Genomic DNA, 26,300 nt, shown 5'->3' on the forward strand with positions numbered 1-26,300 from the left:
TTTAACGTTAACTATGATAACATTAAAAAGTTTTCTTAAAGAATCATTTCCTACAATTTATCACATTTCTGTTACTGGAAAATGCAACGCAAGCTGTGAAGGCTGTTTAAACGGGTTAATCTATGGTGAAAGGAGGGCTTTTGCCTCTTCTTGGGAGGAAGATCCAGAAAAAACCTTTCAGGCGATAAACTGGCTATTAGATCAAACAAACGGAAATCCTGTCTTTATAGCCTTTTATGGAGGAGAACCTCTTCTTGTTTTTGAAAAAGTCCAAGATATTTTTTACAGAATAAAAAATTATTATCCACAGAAAAACCTAAAGTTTTTTCTTTACACTAACGGAAATCTCCTTAGAAAAGCTGTAGAAAAGGACCCAGAGTTTTTCAGCCAGTTAGAATTATTGATCATCTCTATCGATGGAACAAAAGTTCAGCACGAAAGGGTAAGGAAAGGGACCTCATTAGACCAGATTGAAGCAAGTTTGGAGTTTTTAAAATCTCACTGCCAGACCAAAACACTTATGTGGTCCACCTTGAGAGAAGGGATGAGTTTTAGAGATTGCTTAGAAGAGTTTTTTACTCTTAGGCAAAGAGGGCTGGTTGACTTTTTCTTTTGGCATCTGATAGAAAAAGACTGTCCTATACAAAATTTCTCTGCTTTTAGAAGTTCTTACTTAAAAGACTTGAGTTATCTTTTTGAAAGGTTTGTGGCTGAGCTTTTTAAAGGAAAAATCCTTCCAGTACTGCCGTTGGCTGAGCTGTTTTTCTTTTTATTACAAGGTATCAGAAGGGGTCAAACTGGGTGTGGAGTAGAAAAAATGAGAAGTTTTGATGTTCTTTCGGGTAAAATTCTACCATGCGTAGACATGGGAGAAGAATTGATTTTAGCTGATTTTCGCAAAGATGAATTTAAAAATCTCGATTTATCAAAATTGCAGGACAAACTTTTATCCTTAGTTTCTTATAAGGACTGGTTAGGCTGTAACACCTGTGAGGCAGAGTTTTTCTGTGGAGGGAGATGCCCTGTACTTATTAAAACCTCACCTGAAAGAGCGATGCAATACTGTGTTCTTATTAAAGATCTGGTTAGTCTGGCCCAAACCTTTTTACCTGAAGTCAAAAAAGCCCTAAAGGCCCACAACCTCTCAGAAGAAAACCTTTATTATCCCTATGGCTACCTTAACCTTCTTACAGATGTAATTCCCTAATATTAGAACATCTTCTGTTCACCTAAATCAGTTAGCCAAACTTGACCCACAGAGCATATAAAATATAATAAATTTTCTAAAGTAGAAAACCAAAAAACCGAAAAAATTAAAAAAGGAGTTGGTATGAAAAAACTTTATTTTGCCATACCTACCTGGAACAGGGCTAAAAAGCTTGAAAAGTGTATAAGAGCTATTGCAACTCAGATAGTTGAACTTGGGGAACAAGATAACATCGGAATTTTCGTTTCAGACAACTGTTCAACCGATGATACCTTTAAAGTTCTGTCTAAACTGAAAAAAGAATTCCCTTTTCTTGAATATACCCGGTTATCTAAACATGTGGATATGGCTACAAACGGAGCCAATGTAGTTAGGTTTTCTAACGGTGAATATGTTTGGATTTTTGGAGACGATGATATTTTACTTAAAGATGGGTTAAGGATGGTATGGCATGTTCTAAACACCAAAGAGGTAGATATCATCCATGCAGGAAATGGTTGGCTTAAACCTCATAGTTATAAAATCTACGAAGGCACTGTCCTTGAGTTTGCCAATAAGATGGGATTCAACCAATTTCTTGGGTGGATAACCTCTGTAATTCATAAAAAAGAGCTACATAACATACCTTGCAACATCCCTCCAAAATATAAAGAAAGTTTTACTAAATCTGCCTTTTCTCATGTGTTGCGATTTCTTTGTGTAGCTGCCTATTCCCCTGCGGTGGTGATAGACTTTCCTATAGCAGAACCGATGGAACCACAAACCGAAGAAGACATTAAAAGATGGGATGAAGAAAACATAGTTTGGAGATACTATCTTACTGTTGAGGGGTTGCAGGCCCTTTTTGAGATGGAAATCATAAAAGAAAAATTAAAGCCTACGTTTTTTAAATATCTCGAGTATTATCTATGGGATAGGTTTATACTCAACATGATAGCCGCAGAGCTTAAGGAAATACCGTTTCCAGAAAAAGGGTGGGATTTAATCCTTGCTATGGCAGACATGATCGATGACCCTGGACTTGCTAAAAAGATTCGTGAAACTACCATGGCGGCAAGACAGTTGTGTGAAACCAGAAGGTTTATTAAAAACCATCTCAAAGAGATTGAGGAAACCCTGACTCAACTTTATCACGAAGCTAATACCTTACTTTTTGAACCAGGATGGGGAGGTAAATCCTAATTGAAGGCTGTGATCCTTGCCGGAGGGTTAGGCACAAGGCTTGCCGAAGAAACCCATCTCAAGCCCAAACCCATGGTAGAAATCGGAGGAAAACCCATCCTGTGGCACATCATGAAGATCTACTCAGCCTACGGAATAAACGACTTCATCATATGCTGCGGATACAAAGGTCATATCATAAAAGAATTCTTTGCCAACTACTTCATCCATACCTCAGACATAACGATAGACCTAAAGTCCAATCAAATGGTAATACATAACTCTCAGGTTGAAGCCTGGACAGTTACCTTGGTTGACACAGGAGAGTTTACCCAAACAGGAGGTAGGCTTAAAAGGGTTGCCAAATATCTGGAGGGAGAAGAAATTTTCTGTTTTACCTATGGAGATGGGTTAACAGATGCAAACCTAAGGGAAGAGATAGAATTCCACAGACAGCATGGTAAACTGGCTACTGTTCTTGCTGTGCGTCCGCCTGGCAGGTTTGGGGCCTTGATACTTGAAGGTTCTACGGTTAAAGATTTCAAAGAAAAACCTGTAGGAGATGGAGGTTGGATAAACGGAGGTTTTTTTGTGCTTTCTACTAAAGTAATAAAATTGATAAAAGGAGACCATACAAAATGGGAAGAGGAACCCTTGGAGATACTTGCTCAGCTTGGGGAGCTCGTTGCCTTTAAACACGAAGGATTTTGGCATCCTATGGACACGTTAAGAGACAAAAACTACTTAGAAGAACTATGGAGAAAAGGAAAAGCCCCTTGGAAAGTATGGTAAAGTCTGATTTCTGGTTAGACAGGCCTGTTTTTGTAACCGGAGCTACCGGCCTTTTAGGGAGTTGGTTGGTAAAAAGACTGTTAGAACTAAAAGCTGAGGTGGTATGTTTAGTAAGAGACTGGGTACCTCAAAGTGAACTTGTGCTTTCAAAAACGATTGAAAGGGTAAAGATAGTAAGAGGGGATGTTAGGGACCAAAAGCTTTTAGAAAGGGTTTTAGGAGAATATGAGATAGATACGGTGTTTCATCTGGCAGCCCAAACCATAGTAGGAATAGCCAACCGGAATCCTGTTTCAACCTTTGAGACAAACATTCAGGGCACCTGGTCGCTTCTTGAGGCCTGCAGGCGTTCTCCTCTGGTAAAACAAATAGTTGTTGCCTCCTCAGACAAGGCCTACGGAGAACATGAAAACCTCCCCTATACCGAAGAAACGCCCCTTCAAGGCAAACATCCCTACGATGTTAGTAAAGCCTGCGCAGACCTGATTGCTCAAACCTATGCTTATACCTATGGACTTCCTGTAGTAATAACCAGGTGTGGAAACCTTTATGGAGAAGGAGACTTAAACTGGAATAGAGTTATCCCTGGCACCATCAGGTCTATTTTAAAAGGACAGAGGCCCGTGATACGCTCTGACGGAAACTATGTACGAGACTATTTTTACGTAGAAGATGGAGTAAGTGCCTATTTAAGCCTTGCTGAAAAACTTTCTGAAAACAAAGATTTAGCAGGACAGGCTTTTAATTTCTCCAACGAAGAACCGATAAGTGTAATAAATCTTGTAAAGCTTATTCTTAACCTTATGGATTCTAACCTTGAACCTCTGATTTTAAACGAAGCTACCCATGAAATTAGAGAACAGTATCTAAGTTCTAAAAAAGCGCGGGAAATTCTTAACTGGAAACCTAAGTTTTCTCTTGTAGAGGGATTAACCCTTACGATAAATTGGTATAAAAATTTTTTAGAAACTTTCGACTTAAAATAAGTTTGGGAATATGAACCTTATCCAATTCTATAAACCCAAACCTATCGATACCCAAACAAACCTTTATGTACATCTTGACCCTCTTCATAAACTTGGTATTAGCGGTTGGATTGTAGAAGAAAAAACCCTGAACTCAAGAATTATAGAAGTTTGGGTTAACCAAACGAAAATTTTAGAAAGGGCAGCTAACCTTTACAGAGCAGATATAAGCGCTGTTTTAGGGAAAAAACTAAACTGCGGCTTCTTTATAACCTGGAAGGAAATAAATCTACCTTATTCGTTAGAACATAACCAAGTTTTAAAGATTAAGCTCATAGATAAACTAAGTGGTGTTAAACTTGAAAGCATATACATAACCCAAAACTCTTTTTTAAAAATACTTCAGGGAAAAAAGGTAGAAGAGGAGTATCAGATAATTAAGGATAACTGGCTTTTTGATGAACCCTGGTATTTAAAGAACTATCCTGATGTTAAAGAAAATCACTGGGACCCTATAATCCACTATATCTTGGTTGGATGGAAGGAAGGTAGAGACCCATCTCCTAATTTTGATACGGATTACTACCTGTTTTCAAACGTAGAAATAGTTTTAGCTCAAAAAAATCCTCTGACTCACTACATTTTAGAAGGAAGATATAAAGGCAGACGGGCTAAACCTGTTTTTTCTGACTCAGATTACAAGTTAAGCTATTTTCAAGGTTTAAAGGTTGCTCAAAAAGGACCCTCCTTTGAGTTTTTTCCAGAAACTGATGTAGACCTTTCAGAAGCCAGAAAATATCTACCTTTTAAACTGATTGCCTTTTATCTTCCTCAATTTCATCCTATCCCAGAAAACGACCAGTGGTGGGGAAAAGGTTTTACTGAATGGACTAACGTTACCAAGGCTGCGCCTAATTTCTTGGGGCACTATCAACCTCACTTGCCGATAGATTTGGGATTTTATGACTTAAGGGTGCCTGAGGTTAAAAGACGGCAAGTAGAATTAGCTAAAAAATATGGAATATCTGGGTTCTGTTTTTATGTATACTGGTTTAGCGGAAAACGACTGCTTGAAAAACCTGTTGATGCCTTTTTTGAAGATGAAGTCTTAGACTTTAATTTCTGCATCAGTTGGGCTAATGAAAACTGGACCCGTAGATGGGATGGCAAAGAAAATGATGTTCTCATGCCACAGATACACACCTATGAAACCGACTGTCAGTTCATCCATGACATGGCAAAATATCTTGCTCACAGAAATTACCTGAAGATAGAAGGTAGACCTGTAATCTTAGTGCAAAGGGCCCATGATTTGGCAGACCCTGTTAGAACGGCAGAATACTGGAAATCCTTTTGTGTTAAACAAGGTTTAGGGGAACCAATCTTGGTTGCGGTACACTGCTTTAATTTTTATGAAGACCCTGGCCAAATAGGCTTTGACGCCGCTTTAGAGTTTCCACCCCTCTTTCGTAAACCTACCCTTGAAAAAATCAACCAACATGCCTTGCTGTTAAATCCTGACTTTCAGGGCGCAATCTTTGACTATCACCAGGCGGTTGAAGTTTCTCTAAACAAGCCTAAACCTGATTACAGGTATATCAGAACAGCCCTGGTAAGTTGGGATAACACCGCAAGGAGACAAGACCAGGCAACCATTTTTGCCTTCAGTAGTCCCTATCTTTACAAAAAGTGGTTAAGCTTTCTCATAAAAAAAACTTTTGAGGCTAAGTTCCCAGAAGAAAGGCTTATTTTTATCAACGCCTGGAACGAATGGGCAGAAGGGAACCATCTTGAGCCTGACAGAAAACATGGATATGCCTACCTTCAAGCCACAGCAGAAGCTATCCTTGAAAACCTACCTTCAGATGTCTCGGTGAAAAAACCGAGGGTTATGCTGTTTAAAAAAGGGCAGCGGATATTTTATGAAAATATAAACCTGAACCAAATCATCAAAAAGGCTGATTTGGCTGTTATTCTTCATCTATATTATCCAGATTTATGGGAGGAGTTTAAACAATACCTGAGAAATCTTACCTGTAGTTATGACCTTTTTGTGTCTATACCTGTAGAGGTCTATTTTGATACCGATCAAATCTTTGATTTTCATGCTAACTCCTACGTTTATAGAAACCTCAACCGAGGAAGAGACATCGCCCCTTTTTTAGAAATTTTTAAAACTATCTATCCGATGGGATATCTATATGGACTAAAAATACACTCAAAAAAAAGCATTCACAGACCAGACGGAGAGGTATGGAGGAAAAAGGCTATCAAAGCCTTAGTTGGAAGTCCAGAAATAGTAGATAAAATCCTTAAAACCTTCGAAAAGGACAAAAGATTAGGAATAATCTCAGGTAAAGACATGTTAACTACATATCAGGCCCATGTAGGGACAAACCAGCACTATCTAAAACTTTTATGCCATAAACTCGATATTCAGTGGGATGGGGAGGATTTCTTATTTCCTGCTGGGTCTATGTTTTGGTTTAGGTTTGAGGCATTAAAGGACTTACTAAAGCTTGAGTTGTCTTTCAGAGATTTTGAGCCTGAGTTTTATCAAATAGATGGATGTTTGCATCATGCTTTAGAGAGGTTTTTTGGGCTGCTTGTGAGTAAAACCGGTTATTTTTGCAAATCTTTAGATTAGACTTATACCCCTAAGTATTTGACGCAATGATCAAAATACACTTTGGCCCTTTTCTTAGGTATTTCAGGAACATCAAAATTGAGAGCCACATATCTTTGCATTAATTTTATCTCATAGATATGTCTATATTTATTTTTTGAATGAATGACACTTTGGCTGTGCCTTCTGTGTAAATTTAAGCTATCAACGATAAAGGCTATCTTACCTTTTTGAAGTAGTTTAACATAAAAATACCAATCACCTGCTATCTCAAATCTTGCAAGATTTTTTAACACTTTTTCTTCAAAATCTAACTTTTTAAACAAAACTGCACTTACGTTTGGGATAGTATTTTGGATAGACAAAAAATGGATGATTTCATTGCAGCCGTCATTAACATAAGATTTTTTCCATTTATATTTGCTTGAAAAAGCTAAATAATGCAGGTAATCATCCGCTATAATCTTGTCTTTTTCATCGATTATCTTGCTTTGACAATAACTTAACACTACCTCTTCAAATAAATGAAAAGGTTCTATGACTGTTTCTAAAAAAGTTTCTTCACACAAATCATCTGCCTCTGCAATCCAGATTATTTCTCCGTTAACCCGTTTTAAACCATTTATCCACTGTTTATAAGGAGATCCAGAGTTTTGTTGATTTACTATCAAATCTATCTCTAAAACACTTGGTGCTATATCCTCTATATATTTTTTTACGATTTCAACACTTTTATCGTTAGAAGCATCATCTAAAAATATGATTTCATAGATAGGATAGTTTTGCTTGAGTATAGAGTCTAAACGTTTTTTTATGTAGTGTGCATAGTTATAGTTAGGAATAATGACTGAAACCTTAAAAAATCTATCTCCAAACAAACTTAACAAATCATACACATAGTTTTTAAAGGAAAAATCAAACGTATTTTTTAGACAGTTTAGACCTATTTTCGACTTGGCGATCTGTTTTATTTTACCATATAAAGCCTCAGGGTTTTCTCTCTCAACCAACACCTCTTCACTCAGGCATTCTACAAAACCTCCGCTATCTTTAAAAGCAACCACCGGCAACCCACACATCAAAGCCTCTATCAGAGTAGAAGGGAAAGGATCTTCTCTTGAGGAAAGCAGGTATAGATCTGAGGCAAGGTAGTAGCGTATTACCTCATCAGCAAACGGAATTACTTTTAAATTTGAAAGATGTGAATATTTATTATCAAGTAGCTTCTGACTGTTTAAATCTAAGTTTCCTACCCAAACAAAATAAAAGTTGCTGTCTTTCTCTTTTTCTGCTAAAGAAGCAACTTCTAAGAATAGGTCAAAACCCTTTCTGTAGTCTCCATATCCTACTCCTAACACCATAAAGGTAGATTCAGGAAGTTTTAATTCTTCAAAAACATTTTTCCTTATTTTTTCTTTTTCTGGTTTAAGCTGTTTTATAACTTTTTCATAGTAACATCCTTGGGGTCTATATACACACTTTTCCTCTGGAAATTTTATACCAAAACTTTGCTCGATTTTCAATTTGTTATATCTTGCAGGAAAAACAAAGTAATCACCATGGAGGGCTATATTCTTTAGTTTGTCACTCAATTTATACTGATTAATTAGCCACGGTAATTCGTGAATTAAAGAAATTACCTTAAAACCGCAGGATTTTAGAGCAAAAACGGCATCTCCTGTCACAACTGTATTACATATGGCTTTTTTAAAACCTTCTTTAAATAATTTTTTACCTAATTCTCTGATTTTTTGCCAACTTTGTTCTCCGTCATACATCATATCTGCTACTTTAGAATATTCCTCTATGAATTTTCCATCGTATTTCCATAAAATTAATGCTACATGATATTTAAACCGCTCTTTTAACTCTTTTAAAAAATATAAAGTAAGAATTTGTGCACCATGTGGATAGGCATCATGTCCAACAAAGACGATTTTTTTTGCCCCTTCGATCTCAGACTCAACCAAAGCTTGATAAGTAGCCTCTAAATAACCAAATCCATGTTTTCTATCAGGCTCTAAGTATGCACCCTCTGCCCATTCGTTCCAAGCATTTATAAAGATGAATCTTTCCTCTTCAGGAAAATTTTCTCTTGTATACTTTATTAAATATTTCAACCATTTTTTATACTTTTCAGGAGTTGAATCATGAATAACTACTCCTCTACCTGGTCTTCTTGACTCATTATCCCAAGAAGGACAAATTCCTCTAAACTTTCTATAAGGAACTTTTTTAAGAGAAAAGGAAAGTTCGATGAGTTCGTCATACTCAAAAATTTTCCCCTGATAGTCTGGGTTTATGATGGTATATTTTGAGTTTCTTGGGGTTAACGGATAGGTATTTGGAGGATAGTCTACTGCACAATCAAACCCAAATTCCTCAGGATTTATATGTTTAAAAGAATGCACACATAGTAGATATAAGTCTTCGGCAATTCCTTTTTTTCTACACCAATTTTTCCATCTTTCTGCAGTTTCCTTTACATTAGGGAAAAGCTCTGGTCTATAAACGACCAACATAGGTTTATCTTTTACCCTAATATATCTTTCATCCATAAAATACTTTGCGCAATCTTTGATAAACTCTATATCATCCTCTGGACTGTGTTGTTGTTTGATTAAAATCTCATGGTCTAATCCATCCCAGGTCCGCGTCCAGTTTTCGTTTGCCCAGTGAATACAAAATTTAAAATCAATCTCCTTATGTTTTAAAAATAAATCTATCGGAGTTCTCAAAAGTTTCTTACCTTTAAACCAGTAATGATGAAAAACGAACCCATAGATTCCATAATTTTTTGCAATTTCTACCTGTTTTTTAATGTTCTCTACAAGCCTAAGGTCATAGAAACCTAAATACACTGGGAGCCTTGGTTAATAGTGCCCGATAAACTGAGGGAAACACTTGGTTACATTTGTCCATTCTGTGAACCCTTCTTCCCAAAATACATCATTCTCATGAATGGGATGAAATTGGGGTAAATAAAAAGCCAACAACTTAATGTCTGTTAAAACAGGTTCATGAGGTGTATACCCTACATGAGTAGGTATTTCAGATAGCTTTCGCGAAAGGATAAAAAGTTGTTCAAAGTATTCTCTAATTAACCTCATACTTTATAAGTATCGGAAGAAACATATCTTTATTTAAAAATAAACTCGCAAAAATTAAAAAAATTGTTTTTTTTCTTTTTTCAGCATATTAAGTATTTTATTCAACTCAACTAACTTTTCAACCAAAATATCATTAACAGACTGTAAGGAAAAATACTGTAGTCTGACTTTTATTGACCTTATACCTTGAATATCATCTTGGCTACGGGGCCATATCTGAGGGTCATCGTGTAAGAAAATCCAGAAATTTTTGTCTATATTATAACCATTGTGCAGTAAGTTTTCTGTAAGATCTATTACCTTACCATTTTTTAAACACCCCTCTACCCTTTCTATCTTAATTCCACAACGCTTATTTAAGGGGTCGAACCTAAAGTTTTTTACATTTTCAGGCAGTTCGAACACAAACTCCTGGATATAACTATATGGTTTTACTTCACCTATAATAGAATTTTCTTCGGTAAACCCTGTTTCTATATCTATAAAAACCTGAAAAAAATATTTTTTGTCTGATATCCATTCATATATCACTGCTTGCTCTTTTATAAGACTTTCGTATAGATTTCTCCATTCATCAAACTTTTTCTCAAGTTCTAAGCTTAATTTAGCCTCACCTTTTGCTAACCTCTCCAGAGTATATCCAAGCTCTTTAATAAAATCTGGAGTATTTTCTGGTAAATCTGAAAGTTGAAAATTAAATTTTTTTAGCTTTTTGTCTAAAAATCCCAACATGTCTTTATTTCTTAAAAACTCTATGCCAAATTTTGATTGAACTTTGTCCAACTCATCTTTTGGATTATTTATCAACTTTTCATAGCTCACAAAAACCCTTCTAAACATCCTGCTGTTTAATTCAGCATAAAGGTTGTATTTTGCCCATAAAAACAATCCATAACCTATAGAAAAACCATCTCTCTTAAACAGAGAAAAACTAACTTCTAAAGGGTTCCTGTAGGGAATTATTATCAAGGGTTCTATCTCAAGTCTATAAAACACCTCTTCCCAAAAGGGGAATAAAACACAAAGACGAGGGTCTTTTATGCAAAAGATTTCCTCAGATTCATATTCCTCTTTTATTATCTCTATAGCTTCTTTAATGTATTCTTCTTTGTCAGAAAAGTTAAAAAAAATATCTAAACCTAAAGGGGTTAGATCATCCCAGGTTGTTCCCAATTTCGGCATTAATTTAGTCTCATTGAATAAAGTTATTTTCTCATTCTCAAAAAATCCTTTAGGATTATCTTTTGCTGGTTTAAGCAAAGTTTTGCCTGCTTTTATTCCTAAGTGATGTAGTAAACCTGCCAGGGCACTGGTTCCACTTCTGTGCATACCCAAAATACAAATTACTCTTCTCTTCAACTCTTACTCCCTTAAATTTTTACAGCTTTGATAAAAGCTATGTCTGTTCTCCCAATCCCACGAACTATTGAAAAATCAGATATTATAAAATCCTCTTTATTAATCTCTAACAAAACATCCTCTATAGTCCCATGTGTAGAAGTGTCCTCTACAACCTTACCTTCCGAATAATTCCATACCAAATTTTTGTTAGGAATTAAATCGATAGTAAGCAACAAGCTTCCACCTGGTTTAATTACCTGTCCGATATTTTTTATTATATACCTTCTTTTAATACTTGGAATATGTTCTAAAGTAGACACCGAATATACTATATCAACCTTTTCATCATCTTTATTTATTATTTTATCTATGTATAAGGCATCGATGTTAAAAGATTTTATAGTTTTATCAAAGAGAGAATAGTCCAAAAAGCCCCACTCGCTTTTTATTTTATTCGGATCAACCTGAGTTTCGTGATTGTCGATTGTTATCACATCAAACCCCTTTTTAGAAAAGTATAGTGGTAGTGGGTTTACACCTGCACCTATTTCTAAAACTCTTTTTTTCTCACCCTGCATATTTTCAACCTGTTCCACAATATAAGGATATTCGTAAAAACGAGATTTTGTTTCCGTAAACCATCCAAAAGAATCAAAAGAAAGCTGAATTATTTCACGCAGGACCTTTCGATTAGGACAAGTATACAGGTAATATACCGTTTCTATAAATAAATCCAGATCAACAACTTCTTTGTTTTTCATCTTAGCTAATATTATTGAAGTATCTCTATACGACCCTATATGTTTGATTGAAGCTACTTTATGGTTTCTTTTAAGTGTTTCTGTGATAGGCTCATAATAAAAAGTAATGTCAGAGGTATATAAAGGTGAAGAATCATAGCCTTCTACTATAAGCACATCTTCTGTGAGTTCGACCAATTTACTGACAAAATTAAGATACTGTTCATATGTAGGTTGATGGATAAGTACTGCTCCACAGTATACTAAGTCATATCTTTGGCCTTCAAAATTTAAACGATTAAAATCTCCAGCTATAAAATTCCAATCTGTACGCTTTTTTCTTGCTATTTTTATAGCCTCCTCTGATATGTCAATCCCTGTATAGTTTTCACATTCTGCCATACAACTTAATTCCAAGTCTCCACATCCAACATCAAGGATCTGTTTATTTCCATAAAAATAAAAAAAAGGATATAATATCTTTCTTCTTGTCTCTAAATTTTCCCCTCTACTTCCTATGCCTGAACCTATGTCTTCAAATCTTTGATATCTATACTCCCAAAAAATTTTATTATCAAAATTTTTCTTTCTAAAAAGAGAAATAAGTTCATTAGCCTTTTTGATCGACTGATCAATCTTAGGTATACTTAAAAACTCTATAAAACCATGACAATCTAATTTTTTATGATAATGTAAAACTTTAGGAGATGAAAAACTATCTTCATCGTATGCGTTCAAATCTAAGTGTATAGGGAAATTATACTCTACAGGAATTAACTCATAAGGAAATTCTGATTTCATCAATGACAAACAAAAACTTATTTGATCGATATGAATAAAATATCTTCCTAAAAGTGTTTGATATTTGATCAAATCGGAAGCAATTTTTGTCCAAGAAGTATATAAAGTATCTAAATATTTAGAAGGTATTATGTAAAAACCTCCATTCCAGTTCGTATCAAAGGTTAATTCATTTGAATGGGAGGTGTTTGTTAGGTTAGGCTTTTTCTTTATATCAAATTCTTGTCTAAGCTTTTCTAAAATTTCAAGAGGAGGATTAGGAAGGTCTACCACTTTTCCTCTAATAAGTTGAGATGAAGATTCTATGAAATCTCTAACATTATCGGCAAAGGCTATGTCTGTGTCTAACAAAACTACCAACTCTGCGGTTTTTAGATACTCATTTTCAAGCTGTCTAAGTTTATTACAATATCGGGGTAGTTTATAATCTATGGGTTTAACTTCATGTACTTCCAAGGTAAGCTTCTCTACAAACTCAATAAAATCCTTATCTACTCCTTATACAACGTGAACGACAATTTCTTCAGGTTTTGCTGTTTTAGATTTTAATAACGTAGCTATTAAATTAAGAGTTTGAATGTAAAAAATCGGGTCAGCATCTACCACAAAGGAAAAACAAACCTTTTTCTTCATTTCTGTATAATCCTCCTCAAAACTCTATCTACACATTCCTCTATACTCTCTTTTTCTGTTTTTAAGTGGACATCTGGTTTGTCTGGGACTTCATATGGATCATCTATACCTGTAAAATTCTTTATCAGACCAAGCCGTGCTTTTTTGTACAATCCCCTTGTATCTCTTTTTTCGCATACTTCTATAGAAGTATCTACAAATACCTCCATAAACTCTCCTTCTTCAAACATCTTTCTTACTTCTTCTCTATCCTTTCTATACGGAGAAACTAAAGCACATATAACTATATACCCCTGATCTACAAGGTCTTTGGCAATTTTGGCAACCCTTAATACATTTTCTCTTCTGTCTTCTCGAGAAAAACCTAAGTCTTTTGAAATGGTCTTCCTTACCTCATCTCCATCAAACAGACGAACTTTAAAGTTCTCTCTTACAAGGACTTCATATAATCTTTTACTGATTGTCGTCTTGCCTGCACACGGAAGCCCGGTAAACCAGACGCACAACCCTTTATTTTCCTTAAAATAAGCACTCATCCATAAACCCTCTGTTAAAAAAGATATCTACACAATTATGTTTTTAAAATTATACCAACCACTATACCTTATCGGTTATAATCTTTCAACAGTTAAAACTTAGGGCACCAATAGGTATACCCTAAAACCAAAAATACAGTATACTTCAAATAAAGTTTGGTTCAAAAAACCAAAGAGGGGATCCATATGAAGGTAGTGATCCTTGCCGGGGGATTAGGCACAAGGCTTGCCGAAGAAACTCATCTCAAGCCCAAACCCATGGTAGAAATCGGAGGGAAACCCATCCTGTGGCACATCATGAAAATCTACTCAGCCTACGGAATAAACCACTTCATCATCTGCTGTGGATACAAAGGTCATATCATCAAAGAATTCTTTGCCAACTACTTCATCCATACCTCAGATATAACGATAGACCTAAAGTCTAATCAACTGGTAGTCCATAACTCTCAGGTTGAACCCTGGACCGTGACCTTGGTTGACACAGGAGAGTTTACCCAAACAGGGGGCAGGCTTAAAAGGGTTGCTAAATACTTGGAAGGAGAAGAAATCTTCTGTTTTACCTACGGAGACTGTCTAAGCGACGTAAACATTTTAGAGGAAATAGCTTTCCATAAAAAACATGGCAAACTTGCTACTTTTCTTTCTGTTAAAGCCCCTCCAAGGTTTAACTCACCTTTTGAACCTGGTAGCTGGATAAGTGGGGGCTTTTTTGTACTTTCTTACAAAGTGTTGGAACTGATAGAAGGAGACCATACTGACTGGAATGACATTACCAAACTTTTAGCTAACCAAGGAGAACTTGTGCCTTACACCTATACAGGATTTTGGTACTCTATGGAAACCCTTGCAGACAAACTCTATTTAGATGACCTCTGGAAAAGCGGTGCTCCCCCTTGGAAGGTCTGGTAAATCTGCTTGTGTTCTTTATACCAATCTACCGTCCTTTTTAATCCCTCTTCCAAGGAGATCTTAGGATACCAATTAATCTCCTTTTTTAACTTATCGACCTTAGCTTGTAGATACATCGTTTGGTTAAAATCATAAGAAATTTCACCCAAGCCCAACCCCATCGATGGATCTATTAAATCTCTTATCTGTTCTACAATACTCTTTATCTGATGGACCTTACCAGAACCTAAGTTAAAAACCCCCTGAACCTTTTCAGAAACAGCCACCCTATAAATCGCCTCTACCACATCCTCTACATAAAGATAATCCCATTTTTGCTCTCCCTTGGTAAGGGCTGGTTTTTCCCTGTTAAGCAAACTCAGGATCACATAAGAAATCAAGGAAGAAGGATTGTCTGCAGGACCATAGACCCCAAACAAACGCAACCAGACAAACCTCATACCATACAACTCGCAAAGTCTTTGGGCTAACATCCCGGTACACAACTTGGTTAAACCATAAAGAGTAACAGGCTTAGGGCAAAACTCCTCGTCGATCGGTTCGTTATACACCCCATATTCAGCCTGAGAACCTAACCCTACAAACACCTGGCAATTGGAATTTTTTAGCACCTTTAACAAGGTTAGCGTTCCCATAAGATTTTGTATCTGTTCTGGACTGTTAAAATCCCTGTTCTTTACCCCACTCCATCCAAGATGAAAAGCCACAGAAGGATTAAACCCTTGAATTTCTAATTCTACCTTCTCAATCTCTTTGAAATCTCCATAGATAAGCTTCATCTTAGAAACTACATCCTTAATCCTCCAAAGATTACTATCATGTCTGATTAAAACAGCAACCTCCCAGCCTTCTTTTGCCAATCTCTTTACCAGATGACTTCCTATAAATCCTGTAGCCCCGGTTACAAAAGCTCTCATCTTTAATGCTGTCTTTTCTATTATTTTAGCTTAGAATAGCCTCTCCTTTGTCAACCGTCAACCAAAAACCTTGAAGATTTTTTAATTACCTTAAACAAAATATATTTTTCAAACAAACTCAAAAAGTTGCAAAAAACTAAAAAAGAAGTATACTATCAAACCAAGATGAAGATTCCTAACCGGAAAGGATATTTTGGGAAGTTTGGAGGAAGGTTTGTCCCTGAGACCTTAATTCCCCTTCTTTACGACCTGGAAAAGGCTTATCTTAAAGTAAAAAAAGATCCCTCTTTTTGGAAAGAATGGCAATACCTTCTTAAGGAATATGCCGGGAGACCAACCCCTCTATATTTTGCCCAAAATCTTTCCTCTTACCTTGGGAAAAAGATCAAAATCTACTTAAAAAGAGAAGACCTTCTTCATACCGGAGCCCACAAAATCAACAACACCATCGGTCAGGTTCTTCTGGCTAAGAGGATGGGTAAAAACCGGATCATTGCTGAAACAGGAGCAGGACAGCACGGGGTAGCTACAGCCACTGCCTGTGCGCTTTTAGGCCTAAATTGTGTGGTCTACATGGGGGCTAAAGACACTGAAAGGCAAAAATTAAACGTCTTCAGGATGAAGCTTTTAGGAGCAGAAGTAGTCCCTGTCTATTCTGGTACTCAAACCTTAAAAGACGCCATAAACGAAGCCCTGAGAGATTGGGTTACTAACGTAACCTCTACTTTATACGTAATCGGCTCAGTGGTAGGGCCTCATCCTTACCCTATGATGGTAAGAGATTTCCAAAGTATTATCGGGCTTGAGATAAAAAAACAGATCCTAAAAAAAGAAGGACGTCTCCCTGATTTAGTGCTTGCCTGTGTAGGAGGAGGATCTAATGCCATGGGGACTTTTTATCCCTTTAGGCAGGACCTTCAGGTAAGACTTGTCGGGGTTGAAGCAGCAGGAGAAGGCTTACATACAGACCATCATTCAGCTACCTTAGCTGTAGGAGAACCAGGGGTCTTACATGGGATGCTTACCTATCTACTTCAGGATAGGGTAGGGCAGATAAAAGGAGCTCACTCTATAGCCCCTGGGCTTGATTATCCAGGAGTAGGGCCTGAACATGCCTATTTTAAAGATACAGGCAGGGCTGAGTATGTCTCGGTTACCGATGAAGAAGCCCTTGAGGCCTTTCAACTACTTTCTGAAAAAGAAGGCATCATCCCTGCGTTAGAGTCCGCCCATGCAGTAGCTTATCTTTTAAAAATTGCTAAAGACCTCCCTAAAGACACCATCGTGGTGATAACCCTTTCTGGAAGAGGAGATAAAGACGTTGCCTCTGTAAGAGAATACTTGGAAGGGAACTAAGCTTGATGGAAAAAAACGCCTCTTTGATAAAAAAGGCTATAAACACCATTAAATCTAAAGGTGATGTAGCTGTCATTCCTTATATCTGCTGCTGGGACCCTGACCTTGAAACCACAGAGGCTATCCTCTGGGAATTGGCTGAGGTTGAACCCGCCTGTATCGAGTTAGGTTTCCCTTTTTCCGACCCTGTTGCAGATGGCCCCACCATCCAAAAAGCTATCGTGAGAGCCCTTGAACATCAACCTACCTTTGAAGCCTATTTTGAATTTATCTCAAGACTAAATCAAAAAGGATTCCCTTATCCTATTGTTTGCATGACCTACTATAACATCATCTACCGGTTCGGTTTGGAAAAAACCGTAGAACATGCTTTACAATCAGGTCTTGCTGGCTTTATCATCCCGGACTTACCTATAGAAGAAGCCCAACCCTGGATAAAGGCAAACCAAAACTCAGGTCTTGCCACCATCTTTCTTGCAACCCCTACCTCCTCTGAAGATCGCATCCAAAAAATTGTTAAACACACCAAAGGATTTCTTTACTACGTTTCTATTACAGGTATAACAGGAGCCCGAGACTCTCTACCAGAAGACTTAGCAGATCGACTAAAAATCACTAAAAATCTTTGCGGAAATAATCTCCCTTTAGCCGTTGGGTTTGGCATCTCAAAAAAAGAACAAATAAAGCTTCTCTATCCTTACGCAGACGCCTTTATCATAGGTAGTGCCATAGTAAAAATCATAGAAGAAAAGGGGAAAAACTCACCTAAGGAAATAAAAACCTTCTTGAAAAACCTTAAAAATCTGTAACATGTCTGTAATTACTGTTAAAACTAAGCCATCTTACCAGATATTGATCAAACCTCATATCTTTGATGAAATAGCCGAAGACCTAAAAGCCTCTTTTAACTTTGGCAAAGTAGCTATTATAACCGATGACACGGTAAAAACTCTTTACGGAGAAAAGCTTTCATTACAGTTAAATACCTCTGGAATCAAGGCTGAAATTTTCTCTTTTCCTCCTGGAGAAGGGTCTAAAACCATAGACACGGTGATCTCTTTAGCCCGAAGTCTTATTCAAAAAAGGTTTGACAGAAAAGACCTTTTGATTGCTCTTGGAGGTGGGGTAGTAGGAGACATCACGGGTTTTCTGGCAAGCATCTACCTTAGAGGGGTAAAATATGTGCAGGTCCCAACCACCCTTCTTTCCCAGGTAGACTCTTCTGTCGGAGGAAAAACCGGGGTTGACCTGCCAGAAGGCAAAAACCTTATCGGCACCTTTTACCAACCAAGTAGGGTTTACATCGATCCCGTGGTTTTGAAAACCTTACCTAAAAGGGAAACCCAAAACGGACTTGCTGAGGTAATAAAGTATGGCTGTATCCTAAAAAAGAAGTTGTTTACTTTTATCTCTCAAAAAGGAGAAGAGCTTTTTCAACTAAACCCTGAAGACCTTCAATACCTTATCTATGAAAGCTGTAAAACTAAAGCTTATGTGGTTTCCAAAGATGAAAAGGAATCAGGACTAAGAAAAGTACTAAACTTTGGGCACACCATCGGACATGCCCTGGAAACTGAATTAAACTATTCTATCCCTCATGGACTGGCAGTAGCCTTAGGGATGCTTGCCGAGGCAAAACTTTCAGAAAAACTTGGGGTTGCAGAAAAAGAGGTTTTTTCTCCTTTAAAAAATATTTTAGCGAATCTTTCCTATCCTCTCAGCCTTCCTTCTAATCTATCTCCTCAACAAGTGTTAAAACACCTTTCAAAAGATAAGAAGGTTTTTCAGGGGAAACTGACTATAGTGCTTCTTAAGCGTATAGGAAAATATTGCTTCTATGAAGACCCTCCTATAAAAGAATTCCTTGAAACTTTAGAAGAATTAAGATAAAATTGTAAAATATATTAATAGTAGTATTATCGTATAATTAAACATACGAGGTTTTTTATGAGTATCGAAAGACTTGAGTCTGAAAAAGAGGGAATAAGTTTTTACAAACTTTGTGCTTCAGGAAACGACTTTATCGTTATTTTAAACTTTAGTGGTGAGATCTCTCCAGAAGAAGGGAGAGAACTTGCCAAAAAACTCTGTCGTCCCAAATTTTCTGTATCAGCAGATGGTCTTATCTTGCTTGAAAAATCATCAAATCCACAAGCTAAGTTTGCCTGGAGGTTTTTTAACTCTGACGGAAGCGAAGCCGAAATGTGCGGAAACGGTGCAAGATGTGTAGCAAGGCTTGTTACAGAACTTGGACTTTTCGAAAGCCCTTTTTATTTTGAAACCAAAGCAGGACTAATCTATGCTGAGGTTAAAGGGAAACGGGTAAAGGTTGCCCTTACTTCTCCTAAAGATTTAAAGCTCAACCTGGTTTTACGTACAGACTATGACTGGTTTTTAGCCCACTTTGTAAACACCGGTGTTCCTCATACAGTTATCTTCTGGGAGGACATAGAAAACGCACCGGTAACCAAGATAGGGCCTAAAATAAGATACCACGAAGTCTTTAGTCCAGCAGGAACCAACGTTAACTTTATAAACATCGTAGAAAAAGACGGTCAGAAAATTATCCAAATAAGGACTTATGAAAGAGGGGTCGAAGGAGAAACACTTGCTTGTGGGACCGGTTCTGCAGCTTCAGCATATATAGCCTATAAACTTGGTCTGGTAAACTCTCCGGTAAACGTTCTTACCAGAGGTGGAGAGCTTTTAACCATTTACATTGAAGAAAATGAGAATAAAATCTACTTAGAAGGAGATACCCTTTTGGTGTTTAAAGGGACAATTTTCGAAGACGCTTTAAAATAAATAAGGAGGGCATTAAAAATGAACCTGCAGGGCTCTATAGTAGCCTTAGTTACCCCTTTTAAAGATGGAAAGGTAGATGAAACTTCTTTGAGAGGATTAATTCGCTGGCACCTTCAACAAGGCACAGACGGAATTCTTGTCCTTGGAACAACCGGAGAAGCCGCAACCTTGGAAAAAGAAGAGAGAAAAAGGGTTATGGAAATAGCCCTTGAAGAGGCCAAAGGTAAGGTACCTCTTATCGTTGGTACAGGAACAAACAACACAGCAAGAGTTCTTGAATATACAAAACTTGCCGAAGAGATGGGGTTTGATGCAGCCCTTATCGTTACTCCTTATTACAACAAACCAACCCAAAATGGCCTTTACGCTCACTATAGCTACATCGCTAAACAAACCAAAATACCTATCATCTTATATAATGTGCCTGGCAGAACCTCGGTAAACATGCTCCCTGATACCACCGCCAAATTGGCAGAAATAGAAAACATCATCGCCATCAAAGAAGCCTGTGGGGATATAAAGCAGGTTACCGAACTTTTGATGAGATGTCCAAAAGATTTTATAGTGCTTTCAGGGGATGACTTTACTGCCCTGGCTACGGTATTTTTAGGAGGAAAAGGGGTAATTTCTGTGGTTGCCAACGTAACCCCTAAGGAAATGGCAGCCCTTATGCGTTATGCCCTAAGCGGGGATATTGCCAAGGCCAACGAACTAAACCTTTACCTTTATCCGTTATACAAGGCTATGTTCATAGAAACCAACCCTGCACCTGCTAAACATGCCCTTTGGCTCATGGGAAAGATTGAAACCCCTGAGGTAAGACTACCTCTTGCTGGGTTAACAGAAAGTTCAGCAGAACAATTAAAGAAACTGTTACAAGAAAAATATAAACTTATCTAACCCCCCTATCAGGGCCAAATGTTCCACGTGGAACATTTGGCCCTGACTGTTTTTTTTTGAAGTTCAGGCTCAAAATAACTATATGGATTCATATCCATCTAAAGGTTTTATGGCAAAAATTAAAATCACTCAGCAAAGGCATAAAAAGCTTCTAAGGTAAAGGGAAAAAACTGAAAAATTCCAAGACTCAATTTCTAATTTTGGCATGTTTTCTCCATACATGTGAAGAAATTACAAAGTCTCACCAAATTATTTGTTAATAGGCTTTAAGCTTTTCAAAAGACAAAGTAGATGGTAATATAATAAAAAACAACTCTTTTAGTGCGGCAGGAGGGGCAAATGAAAGTAATTGCCTTTAACGGAAGTCCAAGGAAGCAGGGAAACACCCAAAAAGTGCTTGAACTCTTGGCAGACGAGCTAACTTCTCAAGGGATAAAAACCGAGATCATTCAGGTTGGAGATAAAGCCATCAGAGGATGTCTTGCCTGTTATACCTGCAGGAAAAAACAGAACGAAAGGTGTGCTATAGAGGATGAGGTAAACGATTGGATTCAGATGATGAAAAAGGCTGACGGGATAGTTTTGGCATCTCCTGTTTATTTTTCTGGGATAGCAGGGACGATGAAATGTTTTTTAGATCGAGCTTTTTTAGTTTCTGCGGTAAACGGGAATCTTTTTAGGCACAAGGTTGGGGCTGCTATCGCAGTATGTAGAAGGGCAGGTGGTGTTGCCACCTACGACCAACTTTTACATTACCTAACTTATGCAGAAATGGTTGTGGCTACCTCTAACTACTGGAACGGAGTATTTGGGCTCAGTCCTGGAGAGGTTTTACAAGACGAGGAAGGAAAACAAATAGTAAGGATTTTAGCTAAAAATTTAGCCTGGTTACTAAAGACTACCCAAGGGAAAAGGGCGAAAAGCTTAAGTCCAGAAATAGAGCCCAAAATATTTACCAATTTTATAAGATAATTTTTCTTAAAAAGAGGTGTTCCACGTGGAACACAAGGTTTCTCAAAACGAAGATTTAAAATCTTTCTTAAAAAGTACCTTCTATTTTAATCGGCTGTCTGAAGATGACCTCTCTAAACTTAGTGAAATCGCTATGGTCAAAAAATTTTCCAAAAAAGAACATATCTTTGCTGAAGGAGACAGAGCTACCGGATTTTATCTGGTAAAAGACGGCTGGATAAAAATTTACAAACTTTCTCCAGAAGGCAAGGAAATGGTAGTACATATCTTTGGATCTGGGGAAATTTTCGGAGAAATAGTATTGGCTGGGGTGGGAGAATATCCTGCCTGGGCACAGGCTCTTACAGAAACCGAAGTAATATTTTTTGAAAAGAACCTTTTTAAAAGCTTGATCGGAAGATCACCAGATTTATGCCTTACTCTTCTATCTGTCTTTGCTTTAAAAATAAAGGACTTGCTCCATAGTCTTGAGAATATAACTTTAAAAGATGCTAAGGAGAGACTTTTAAATTTTTTTTATCACGCTGCCAAGGCTTCTCCAGAAAGGCTTGTAAAACTTGAAATCCCTAAATCTCAATTAGCCTTGCTTTTAGGTATTACCCCAGAAACTCTTTCAAGGCTTTTAAAAAAACTTGAGGAAGATGGATTTATCAAGGTTGATGGCAAGCAAATCTGGGTTAATGATAGAGTTTTAACCTAACTAAACCTAGTTTAAGTTTAAACATGCAACAGCTTTACCTTATACAAAAAAGGAGGGGACATCTTGATGAAAATAGCCTTTATCTGTACAGGAAACTCTGCAAGAAGTCAGATGGCTGAAGGTTATGCTAAACATTTTGCAAATCTTTATAAGCTGAATATAGAAGTATACTCAGCTGGTTCAAACCCTGCTTCAAGTATAAACCCCTTAGCCATAAAGGTTATGGCTGAAGAAGGGATAGATCTATCTTCTCAAAGGCCCAAATCTTTTCAGGAAATCCCGTTTGATCAGATCAATATAGTTATAACCCTTTGTGGAGACGCTAAAGAAACCTGCCCTTATGTTCCTGCCCAGAAAAGAGAACACTGGGGACTTCCTGACCCTGCTAAAGCTGAAGGAACTGAAGAAGAAAGATTAAAAATTTTTCGCAAGGTCAGAGATGAAATAAAAGAAAAAGTTAAAAAACTTATCCTTTCCCTTAAAAACCCATAAACTTCATCTATCCCTAATTTTTATAAAAATTTAAAAACCTTTTAACATAGTTTTAACCTTTCTCTTTTATCTTTCTTATTAACAAAATAACCCAAAACATCACAAGGAGGTGACTTATGAACCAGGAGTTTTTTATAAGCCTAATTAGAAGTTGTATAAAAGATTGGGGACTAAAAGTTTTTGATAAATCTCCTGTTTTGACAGAATTTTTTAACTATCAAAAAGTAGCGAACCTAAAAGATTTTTCTTACAAAGGATGGTACGAAAACGATCTCTTAGGGCTAATCATGGTGATAACTGCTGAAAAAAAATTGGTAATCCAGTATGCCAAAAAGGTATCTCCACATTTTATGATAGACTTTAACCTACTTAAAAATTTAGACTCCTTCTGTTTAAAATCTTTTCAAGAACTTATTCAGGAATTAACCCAAAAGGTATTAGATAGATTAAATCAAAAAAACCTAAAGTTTTGTATTAAAACTCAAGAATTTTTCAGGTCTTCTAATTTATCTCAAAGTTTTTCTGGAATGTTAAATCTTTCCTTTAGTTATAGAATACCTCCCATAGGAGATTTAAGTTTTTATTTAATAAGTGGTCCCAAGGAATATCTTGCTAAGAGAAACTTAGAGTCAGGATATTTAAAGTCTTTTTATAATCCTCAAAAAGCCTATTTGGTTGCCTAAACATATCCATAACTATGGATATATATTTTTTAAATTTAGACCGTAGACTTAGAGATCTTGTGATTAAGATTCCCCCGATTCATTTTGAAATGTTTGTCAGAGAAGCCTTTTTACTTTTTATGAAAGATGAAAACTTTAATCTCCTTCCAGTCATAAACTATGATAAATCTGTGGTAGGACAACTTCAGAGGAGGAGGTTTTTAGAGCATATCATTTTAGGAAAGTATGGATACGGAATCCATCTAAATGGGAATAAAAAGGTAAGAGATGTGATGGAACCCCCAGGTTTAACCCTTGAGGCTTCTAATACCATAGAAGAAGCTGCGATGCAACTACAAAATAGAACCTATCCTCATACTTATGATGACATAATCGTAGTAGAAAAAGGAAGGTATTTAGGGGTGGTATCGGTGTCTCTTTTGATAGAGGCCTTAGCTCAAAAATCACTGATGCTTGCCAAAGATGCTAATCCTCTTACAGGCCTTCCTGGAAACTGGGCTATCAAAAATGTAATAGAAGAAAGAATATCAAAAATGGAAGATTTTGACGTAATCTACATAGACATAAACCATTTCAAACCTTTTAACGATAAATATGGATTCGCTAAGGGTGATGAGGTCATCATATCTCTTGGTGAAATAATAAAAGAAACAGTAAATGGAAAGAAAAACACTTTTGTTGGCCACATTGGAGGGGATGATTTTATAGTAATATGCCCACCAGAGACTTCCTTAGAAATAGCAGAAAAGATTAAAGAAGAATTTGAAAAACTTTTGCCAGATTTTCATGGAAAAGACTTTTTAACTGGATATTATCTTTCTAAAGACAGAGAGGGTAAAGAAAAAAACTTCCCTCTCCTTTCTCTAACCTTTGCCATAGTAAGTAGCACTAACAGGAAAATAACCTCTTATGCCCATTTAGCTTCTATAGCCTCAGAGGTCAAAGCTAAAGCTAAGAGTATGGCAAGAGAGGCAAAAAATTCTGTAATCTTTAAGGATCGAAGAAAAGACAAGACTACGGAGGTTAGCTTTTATGAACGAAACGAACTTTTTTCTTCTTGAAAGTCATCTTGATATTTACCTTCAACCTGTAGTAAATCTTGACACAGGGAAGGTGTTAGGGTTTGAAGCTTTAGTAAGAGGTATTAATCAAGAAAAAAACCTAATCATCCCTCCTAACGTGCTTTTTGAATTAGCTAAAAAACAGGGAGTTCTGATAGAATTTGATCGTACCTGTAAAGCACTGGCTATGAAAAAATTCAAAGAATTTGGGTTAGAACGGGACTTTTTACTCTTTCTCAACGTTAACAGCGAAACGATCGACCTTGGACTTGCAGGAACTAACTGGATTAAGAAAAAGGCTAAATACTATGGGATAAGCCCTGAAAGTATCGTAGTGGAAATAAGCGAGGCTAAAATTGCACATACTGAAAAACTGGTATCTTTTGTAGAAAAGTACTTAAGTTATGGATTTTTAATAGCTCTTGATGACTTTGGGGTTAGGCATTCAAATTTAGAGAGGTTAGTACTTCTTGATATACATTATGTAAAATTAGCCAAACCCTTTATTCAAGACCTAAATAACTTCAAAAAGAAACAAAAACTTTTAGAGGTAATGTATATCTTAAGTCAAAAAATAGGCTTTTTTGTCGTTGCAGAAGGAGTAGAAACCTGGGAGGAAGCTCTTTTCTTAAAAGCTCAAAAAATTCCCTTAGCCCAGGGATATCTTTTTGCCCATCCCAATCCTAACCCTAAAGAGGCTCTCTTCTTAGCAGAAAAGAGACTTAGAGAATTAGAAAGGATAGGGGCTAATCCGCAACCATTAGGATTAATTAACCCTCTATTTCCATCTCCTTGAAGGAACATCTTCTATCGTATCCTTTCGGACAAAAAGTACCTTGATGGTTTCATACTCACTAAAAGCTTCTTTTACCATGTTCTCTACATCTGATAATATCTTACTCACCTGAAACCTTACCATTACATCCTTAAGGTTTGTATCGTGGCTTAACAAAAACAGAGCATCCCACATTATGATACTTGAAATTTTAGCCCCTATCTTGTTATTAAGCACATCTCTTATGCTTTTAATGTCATCCACACAACCGATAAGAGCTCCCATAAGATAAGGGGCAAAATATACCCCTGAAACCAAAGTATAAAACCTGAAGATATCAGTCTCAGTTATAATCCCAACTACCCTGAGATTTCTATCTACCACAGGTAGGCCTGAAACTTTATTTTCAAGCATGATGACAGAGGCCTTTTCTATGGTTTCATCTGGATAGGTATATATAGGATCTTTGGTCATAACTTGTTTTATTGGAATATTTTTTAACTCCTGAAAAAATTCATCAAACCTGGGATCTTTGATGATGTCTTTAGCTTTATAAGGAAGTAATCCTTTTATGTCGGTAAGGGTTATGATACCGGTAAGTTTACCATTCTTAGTAATAGGGATCTTCCTAAAGGTTTTAAAATCTTCTAAAATCTTAAAAGCTTTTTCTAAGGTTTCATCTTCTTCTAAGGTTACTACATTTTCTGTCATCCAATCTTTAACAAGCATTCTAACCCCCTTTGTGTTAAATTTTTAAAAATCTTTGCTATATACTTTTATTATAGGAATCTAACCGACTGAATCAAGAGGTTTTT

The 26,300-nt window shown here is 36.7% G+C and carries 24 protein-coding genes and 1 pseudogene; 17 read left to right on the forward strand and 8 right to left on the reverse strand.

Annotation, left to right across the window (positions count from 1 at the left end; all coding sequences use genetic code 11):
• Positions 1-13: 13 nt before the first annotated feature.
• The 5 genes from H529_RS0101505 (at position 14) to H529_RS09705 (ending at position 6,772) form a co-directional block, all read left to right on the forward strand.
• Entirely contained in the window at positions 14-1,207 is a 1,194-nt protein-coding gene (locus H529_RS0101505) for a radical SAM/SPASM domain-containing protein (RefSeq protein WP_022854800.1), read from the forward strand.
• A gap of 123 nt (positions 1,208-1,330) precedes the next feature.
• Positions 1,331-2,389 carry a glycosyltransferase family 2 protein gene (locus H529_RS0101510; RefSeq protein ID WP_022854801.1) on the forward strand — a complete coding sequence of 353 codons (1,059 nt, stop codon included), beginning with the start codon at positions 1,331-1,333 and terminating at the stop codon, positions 2,387-2,389.
• Entirely contained in the window at positions 2,390-3,160 is a 771-nt protein-coding gene (gene rfbF, locus H529_RS0101515; RefSeq protein ID WP_022854802.1) for a glucose-1-phosphate cytidylyltransferase, read from the forward strand.
• Positions 3,124-4,146, forward strand: a complete 1,023-nt coding sequence (locus tag H529_RS0101520; protein ID WP_211209631.1) for an NAD-dependent epimerase/dehydratase family protein — start codon at positions 3,124-3,126, stop codon at positions 4,144-4,146. Before rfbF (H529_RS0101515) ends, H529_RS0101520 begins: the two co-directional genes overlap by 37 nt.
• A 10-nt stretch (positions 4,147-4,156) precedes the next feature.
• Positions 4,157-6,772, forward strand: a complete 2,616-nt coding sequence (locus H529_RS09705) for a glycoside hydrolase family 99-like domain-containing protein (protein ID WP_022854804.1) — start codon at positions 4,157-4,159, stop codon at positions 6,770-6,772.
• A 2-nt stretch (positions 6,773-6,774) separates the two neighbouring features.
• Here H529_RS09705 and H529_RS11955 read toward each other — a convergent pair whose 3' ends face one another.
• The 6 genes and pseudogenes from H529_RS11955 to cysC form a co-directional block, all read right to left on the reverse strand.
• On the reverse strand, positions 6,775-8,532 hold the full coding sequence (locus H529_RS11955) for a glycosyltransferase (RefSeq protein ID WP_340371395.1): 1,758 nt from the start codon (positions 8,530-8,532) through the stop codon (positions 6,775-6,777).
• Positions 8,533-8,742: 210 nt separating this feature from the next.
• Positions 8,743-9,861, reverse strand: a pseudogene (locus tag H529_RS11960) (glycoside hydrolase family 99-like domain-containing protein); the annotation flags it as partial.
• Between the two features lie 54 nt (positions 9,862-9,915).
• The gene (locus H529_RS0101535; protein WP_155984455.1) at positions 9,916-11,220 is read right to left on the reverse strand and encodes a sulfotransferase family protein; all 1,305 of its coding nucleotides are present in this window, start codon (positions 11,218-11,220) and stop codon (positions 9,916-9,918) included.
• An 11-nt stretch (positions 11,221-11,231) separates the two neighbouring features.
• A complete protein-coding gene (locus H529_RS0101540) occupies positions 11,232-13,199 on the reverse strand; it encodes a class I SAM-dependent methyltransferase (protein WP_022854807.1) in 1,968 nt (655 codons plus the stop codon).
• A gap of 42 nt (positions 13,200-13,241) precedes the next feature.
• A complete protein-coding gene (locus H529_RS12050; protein WP_022854808.1) occupies positions 13,242-13,376 on the reverse strand; it encodes a hypothetical protein in 135 nt (44 codons plus the stop codon).
• Complete coding sequence (cysC, locus tag H529_RS10930) at positions 13,373-13,912, reverse strand: adenylyl-sulfate kinase (RefSeq protein ID WP_022854809.1); 540 nt, start codon at positions 13,910-13,912, stop codon at positions 13,373-13,375. The genes H529_RS12050 and cysC overlap by 4 nt, the downstream gene beginning before the upstream one ends.
• Before the next feature lie 186 nt (positions 13,913-14,098).
• Here cysC and rfbF (H529_RS0101555) point away from each other — a divergent pair, with 186 nt between their 5' ends.
• Positions 14,099-14,824: a glucose-1-phosphate cytidylyltransferase gene (rfbF, locus tag H529_RS0101555; protein ID WP_022854810.1), complete on the forward strand. Its 726-nt coding sequence runs from the start codon at positions 14,099-14,101 to the stop codon at positions 14,822-14,824.
• Here the strand turns inward: rfbF (H529_RS0101555) and H529_RS09715 are convergent.
• Complete coding sequence (locus H529_RS09715) at positions 14,773-15,741, reverse strand: NAD-dependent epimerase/dehydratase family protein (protein WP_022854811.1); 969 nt, start codon at positions 15,739-15,741, stop codon at positions 14,773-14,775. The two genes, rfbF (H529_RS0101555) and H529_RS09715, sit on opposite strands and share 52 nt — an antisense overlap.
• Positions 15,742-15,906: 165 nt before the next feature.
• On the opposite strand from H529_RS09715, the gene trpB reads away from it, so the two are divergent.
• From trpB to H529_RS0101615, 11 genes are all read left to right on the forward strand, one after another.
• On the forward strand, positions 15,907-17,097 hold the full coding sequence (gene trpB, locus H529_RS0101565) for a tryptophan synthase subunit beta (RefSeq protein WP_022854812.1): 1,191 nt from the start codon (positions 15,907-15,909) through the stop codon (positions 17,095-17,097).
• A gap of 5 nt (positions 17,098-17,102) precedes the next feature.
• A complete protein-coding gene (trpA, locus tag H529_RS0101570) occupies positions 17,103-17,906 on the forward strand; it encodes a tryptophan synthase subunit alpha (RefSeq protein WP_022854813.1) in 804 nt (267 codons plus the stop codon).
• Between the two features lies 1 nt (position 17,907).
• Positions 17,908-18,987 (forward strand): 3-dehydroquinate synthase, encoded by a 1,080-nt coding sequence (gene aroB, locus H529_RS0101575; protein WP_022854814.1) that lies wholly within the window; start codon positions 17,908-17,910, stop codon positions 18,985-18,987.
• Positions 18,988-19,044: 57 nt separating this feature from the next.
• Complete coding sequence (gene dapF / locus H529_RS0101580) at positions 19,045-19,902, forward strand: diaminopimelate epimerase (RefSeq protein ID WP_022854815.1); 858 nt, start codon at positions 19,045-19,047, stop codon at positions 19,900-19,902.
• A gap of 18 nt (positions 19,903-19,920) precedes the next feature.
• Positions 19,921-20,802, forward strand: a complete 882-nt coding sequence (dapA, locus tag H529_RS0101585) for a 4-hydroxy-tetrahydrodipicolinate synthase (protein WP_022854816.1) — start codon at positions 19,921-19,923, stop codon at positions 20,800-20,802.
• 339 nt (positions 20,803-21,141) lie between these two features.
• Positions 21,142-21,774 carry a flavodoxin family protein gene (locus H529_RS0101590; RefSeq protein WP_022854817.1) on the forward strand — a complete coding sequence of 211 codons (633 nt, stop codon included), beginning with the start codon at positions 21,142-21,144 and terminating at the stop codon, positions 21,772-21,774.
• 25 nt (positions 21,775-21,799) lie between these two features.
• Positions 21,800-22,474, forward strand: a complete 675-nt coding sequence (locus H529_RS0101595) for a Crp/Fnr family transcriptional regulator (protein ID WP_022854818.1) — start codon at positions 21,800-21,802, stop codon at positions 22,472-22,474.
• A gap of 66 nt (positions 22,475-22,540) precedes the next feature.
• Positions 22,541-22,966 (forward strand): arsenate reductase ArsC, encoded by a 426-nt coding sequence (locus H529_RS0101600; RefSeq protein WP_022854819.1) that lies wholly within the window; start codon positions 22,541-22,543, stop codon positions 22,964-22,966.
• Positions 22,967-23,082: 116 nt separating this feature from the next.
• Positions 23,083-23,649, forward strand: coding sequence for a hypothetical protein (locus tag H529_RS0101605; RefSeq protein WP_022854820.1), 567 nt, complete (start codon positions 23,083-23,085; stop codon positions 23,647-23,649).
• Between the two features lie 59 nt (positions 23,650-23,708).
• Positions 23,709-24,710, forward strand: a complete 1,002-nt coding sequence (locus H529_RS09720) for a GGDEF domain-containing protein (protein WP_211209632.1) — start codon at positions 23,709-23,711, stop codon at positions 24,708-24,710.
• Positions 24,682-25,506 carry an EAL domain-containing protein gene (locus H529_RS0101615; protein ID WP_022854822.1) on the forward strand — a complete coding sequence of 275 codons (825 nt, stop codon included), beginning with the start codon at positions 24,682-24,684 and terminating at the stop codon, positions 25,504-25,506. The genes H529_RS09720 and H529_RS0101615 overlap by 29 nt, the downstream gene beginning before the upstream one ends.
• Here the strand turns inward: H529_RS0101615 and H529_RS11115 are convergent.
• Positions 25,489-26,214: a CBS domain-containing protein gene (locus H529_RS11115; RefSeq protein WP_022854823.1), complete on the reverse strand. Its 726-nt coding sequence runs from the start codon at positions 26,212-26,214 to the stop codon at positions 25,489-25,491. The two genes, H529_RS0101615 and H529_RS11115, sit on opposite strands and share 18 nt — an antisense overlap.
• Positions 26,215-26,300: the final 86 nt, after the last annotated feature.

It is taken from the genome of Thermodesulfobacterium thermophilum DSM 1276, from assembly GCF_000421605.1.
GTDB classification, from domain to species: Bacteria; Desulfobacterota; Thermodesulfobacteria; order Thermodesulfobacteriales; family Thermodesulfobacteriaceae; genus Thermodesulfobacterium; species Thermodesulfobacterium thermophilum.

Excerpts from the sequence above, each read along its gene's own strand:
- H529_RS12050 (WP_022854808.1), bottom strand. The coding sequence starts at position 13,376 with ATGAAGAAAAAGGTTTGTTTTTCCTTTGTGGTAGATGCTGACCCGATT.
- H529_RS09705 (WP_022854804.1), top strand. The coding sequence starts at position 4,157 with ATGAACCTTATCCAATTCTATAAACCCAAACCTATCGATACCCAAACA.
- H529_RS09715 (WP_022854811.1), bottom strand. The coding sequence starts at position 15,741 with ATGAGAGCTTTTGTAACCGGGGCTACAGGATTTATAGGAAGTCATCTG.
- H529_RS0101510 (WP_022854801.1), top strand. The coding sequence starts at position 1,331 with ATGAAAAAACTTTATTTTGCCATACCTACCTGGAACAGGGCTAAAAAG.
- H529_RS0101520 (WP_211209631.1), top strand. The coding sequence starts at position 3,124 with ATGGAGAAAAGGAAAAGCCCCTTGGAAAGTATGGTAAAGTCTGATTTC.
- cysC (WP_022854809.1), bottom strand. The coding sequence starts at position 13,912 with ATGAGTGCTTATTTTAAGGAAAATAAAGGGTTGTGCGTCTGGTTTACC.
- H529_RS11115 (WP_022854823.1), bottom strand. The coding sequence starts at position 26,214 with ATGCTTGTTAAAGATTGGATGACAGAAAATGTAGTAACCTTAGAAGAA.
- dapF (WP_022854815.1), top strand. The coding sequence starts at position 19,045 with ATGAGTATCGAAAGACTTGAGTCTGAAAAAGAGGGAATAAGTTTTTAC.
- H529_RS0101605 (WP_022854820.1), top strand. The coding sequence starts at position 23,083 with ATGAACCAGGAGTTTTTTATAAGCCTAATTAGAAGTTGTATAAAAGAT.
- rfbF (WP_022854810.1), top strand. The coding sequence starts at position 14,099 with ATGAAGGTAGTGATCCTTGCCGGGGGATTAGGCACAAGGCTTGCCGAA.
- H529_RS11955 (WP_340371395.1), bottom strand. The coding sequence starts at position 8,532 with ATGATGTATGACGGAGAACAAAGTTGGCAAAAAATCAGAGAATTAGGT.
- trpB (WP_022854812.1), top strand. The coding sequence starts at position 15,907 with ATGAAGATTCCTAACCGGAAAGGATATTTTGGGAAGTTTGGAGGAAGG.
- trpA (WP_022854813.1), top strand. The coding sequence starts at position 17,103 with ATGGAAAAAAACGCCTCTTTGATAAAAAAGGCTATAAACACCATTAAA.
- dapA (WP_022854816.1), top strand. The coding sequence starts at position 19,921 with ATGAACCTGCAGGGCTCTATAGTAGCCTTAGTTACCCCTTTTAAAGAT.
- H529_RS0101615 (WP_022854822.1), top strand. The coding sequence starts at position 24,682 with ATGAACGAAACGAACTTTTTTCTTCTTGAAAGTCATCTTGATATTTAC.
- aroB (WP_022854814.1), top strand. The coding sequence starts at position 17,908 with ATGTCTGTAATTACTGTTAAAACTAAGCCATCTTACCAGATATTGATC.
- H529_RS0101590 (WP_022854817.1), top strand. The coding sequence starts at position 21,142 with ATGAAAGTAATTGCCTTTAACGGAAGTCCAAGGAAGCAGGGAAACACC.
- H529_RS0101600 (WP_022854819.1), top strand. The coding sequence starts at position 22,541 with ATGAAAATAGCCTTTATCTGTACAGGAAACTCTGCAAGAAGTCAGATG.
- H529_RS0101505 (WP_022854800.1), top strand. The coding sequence starts at position 14 with ATGATAACATTAAAAAGTTTTCTTAAAGAATCATTTCCTACAATTTAT.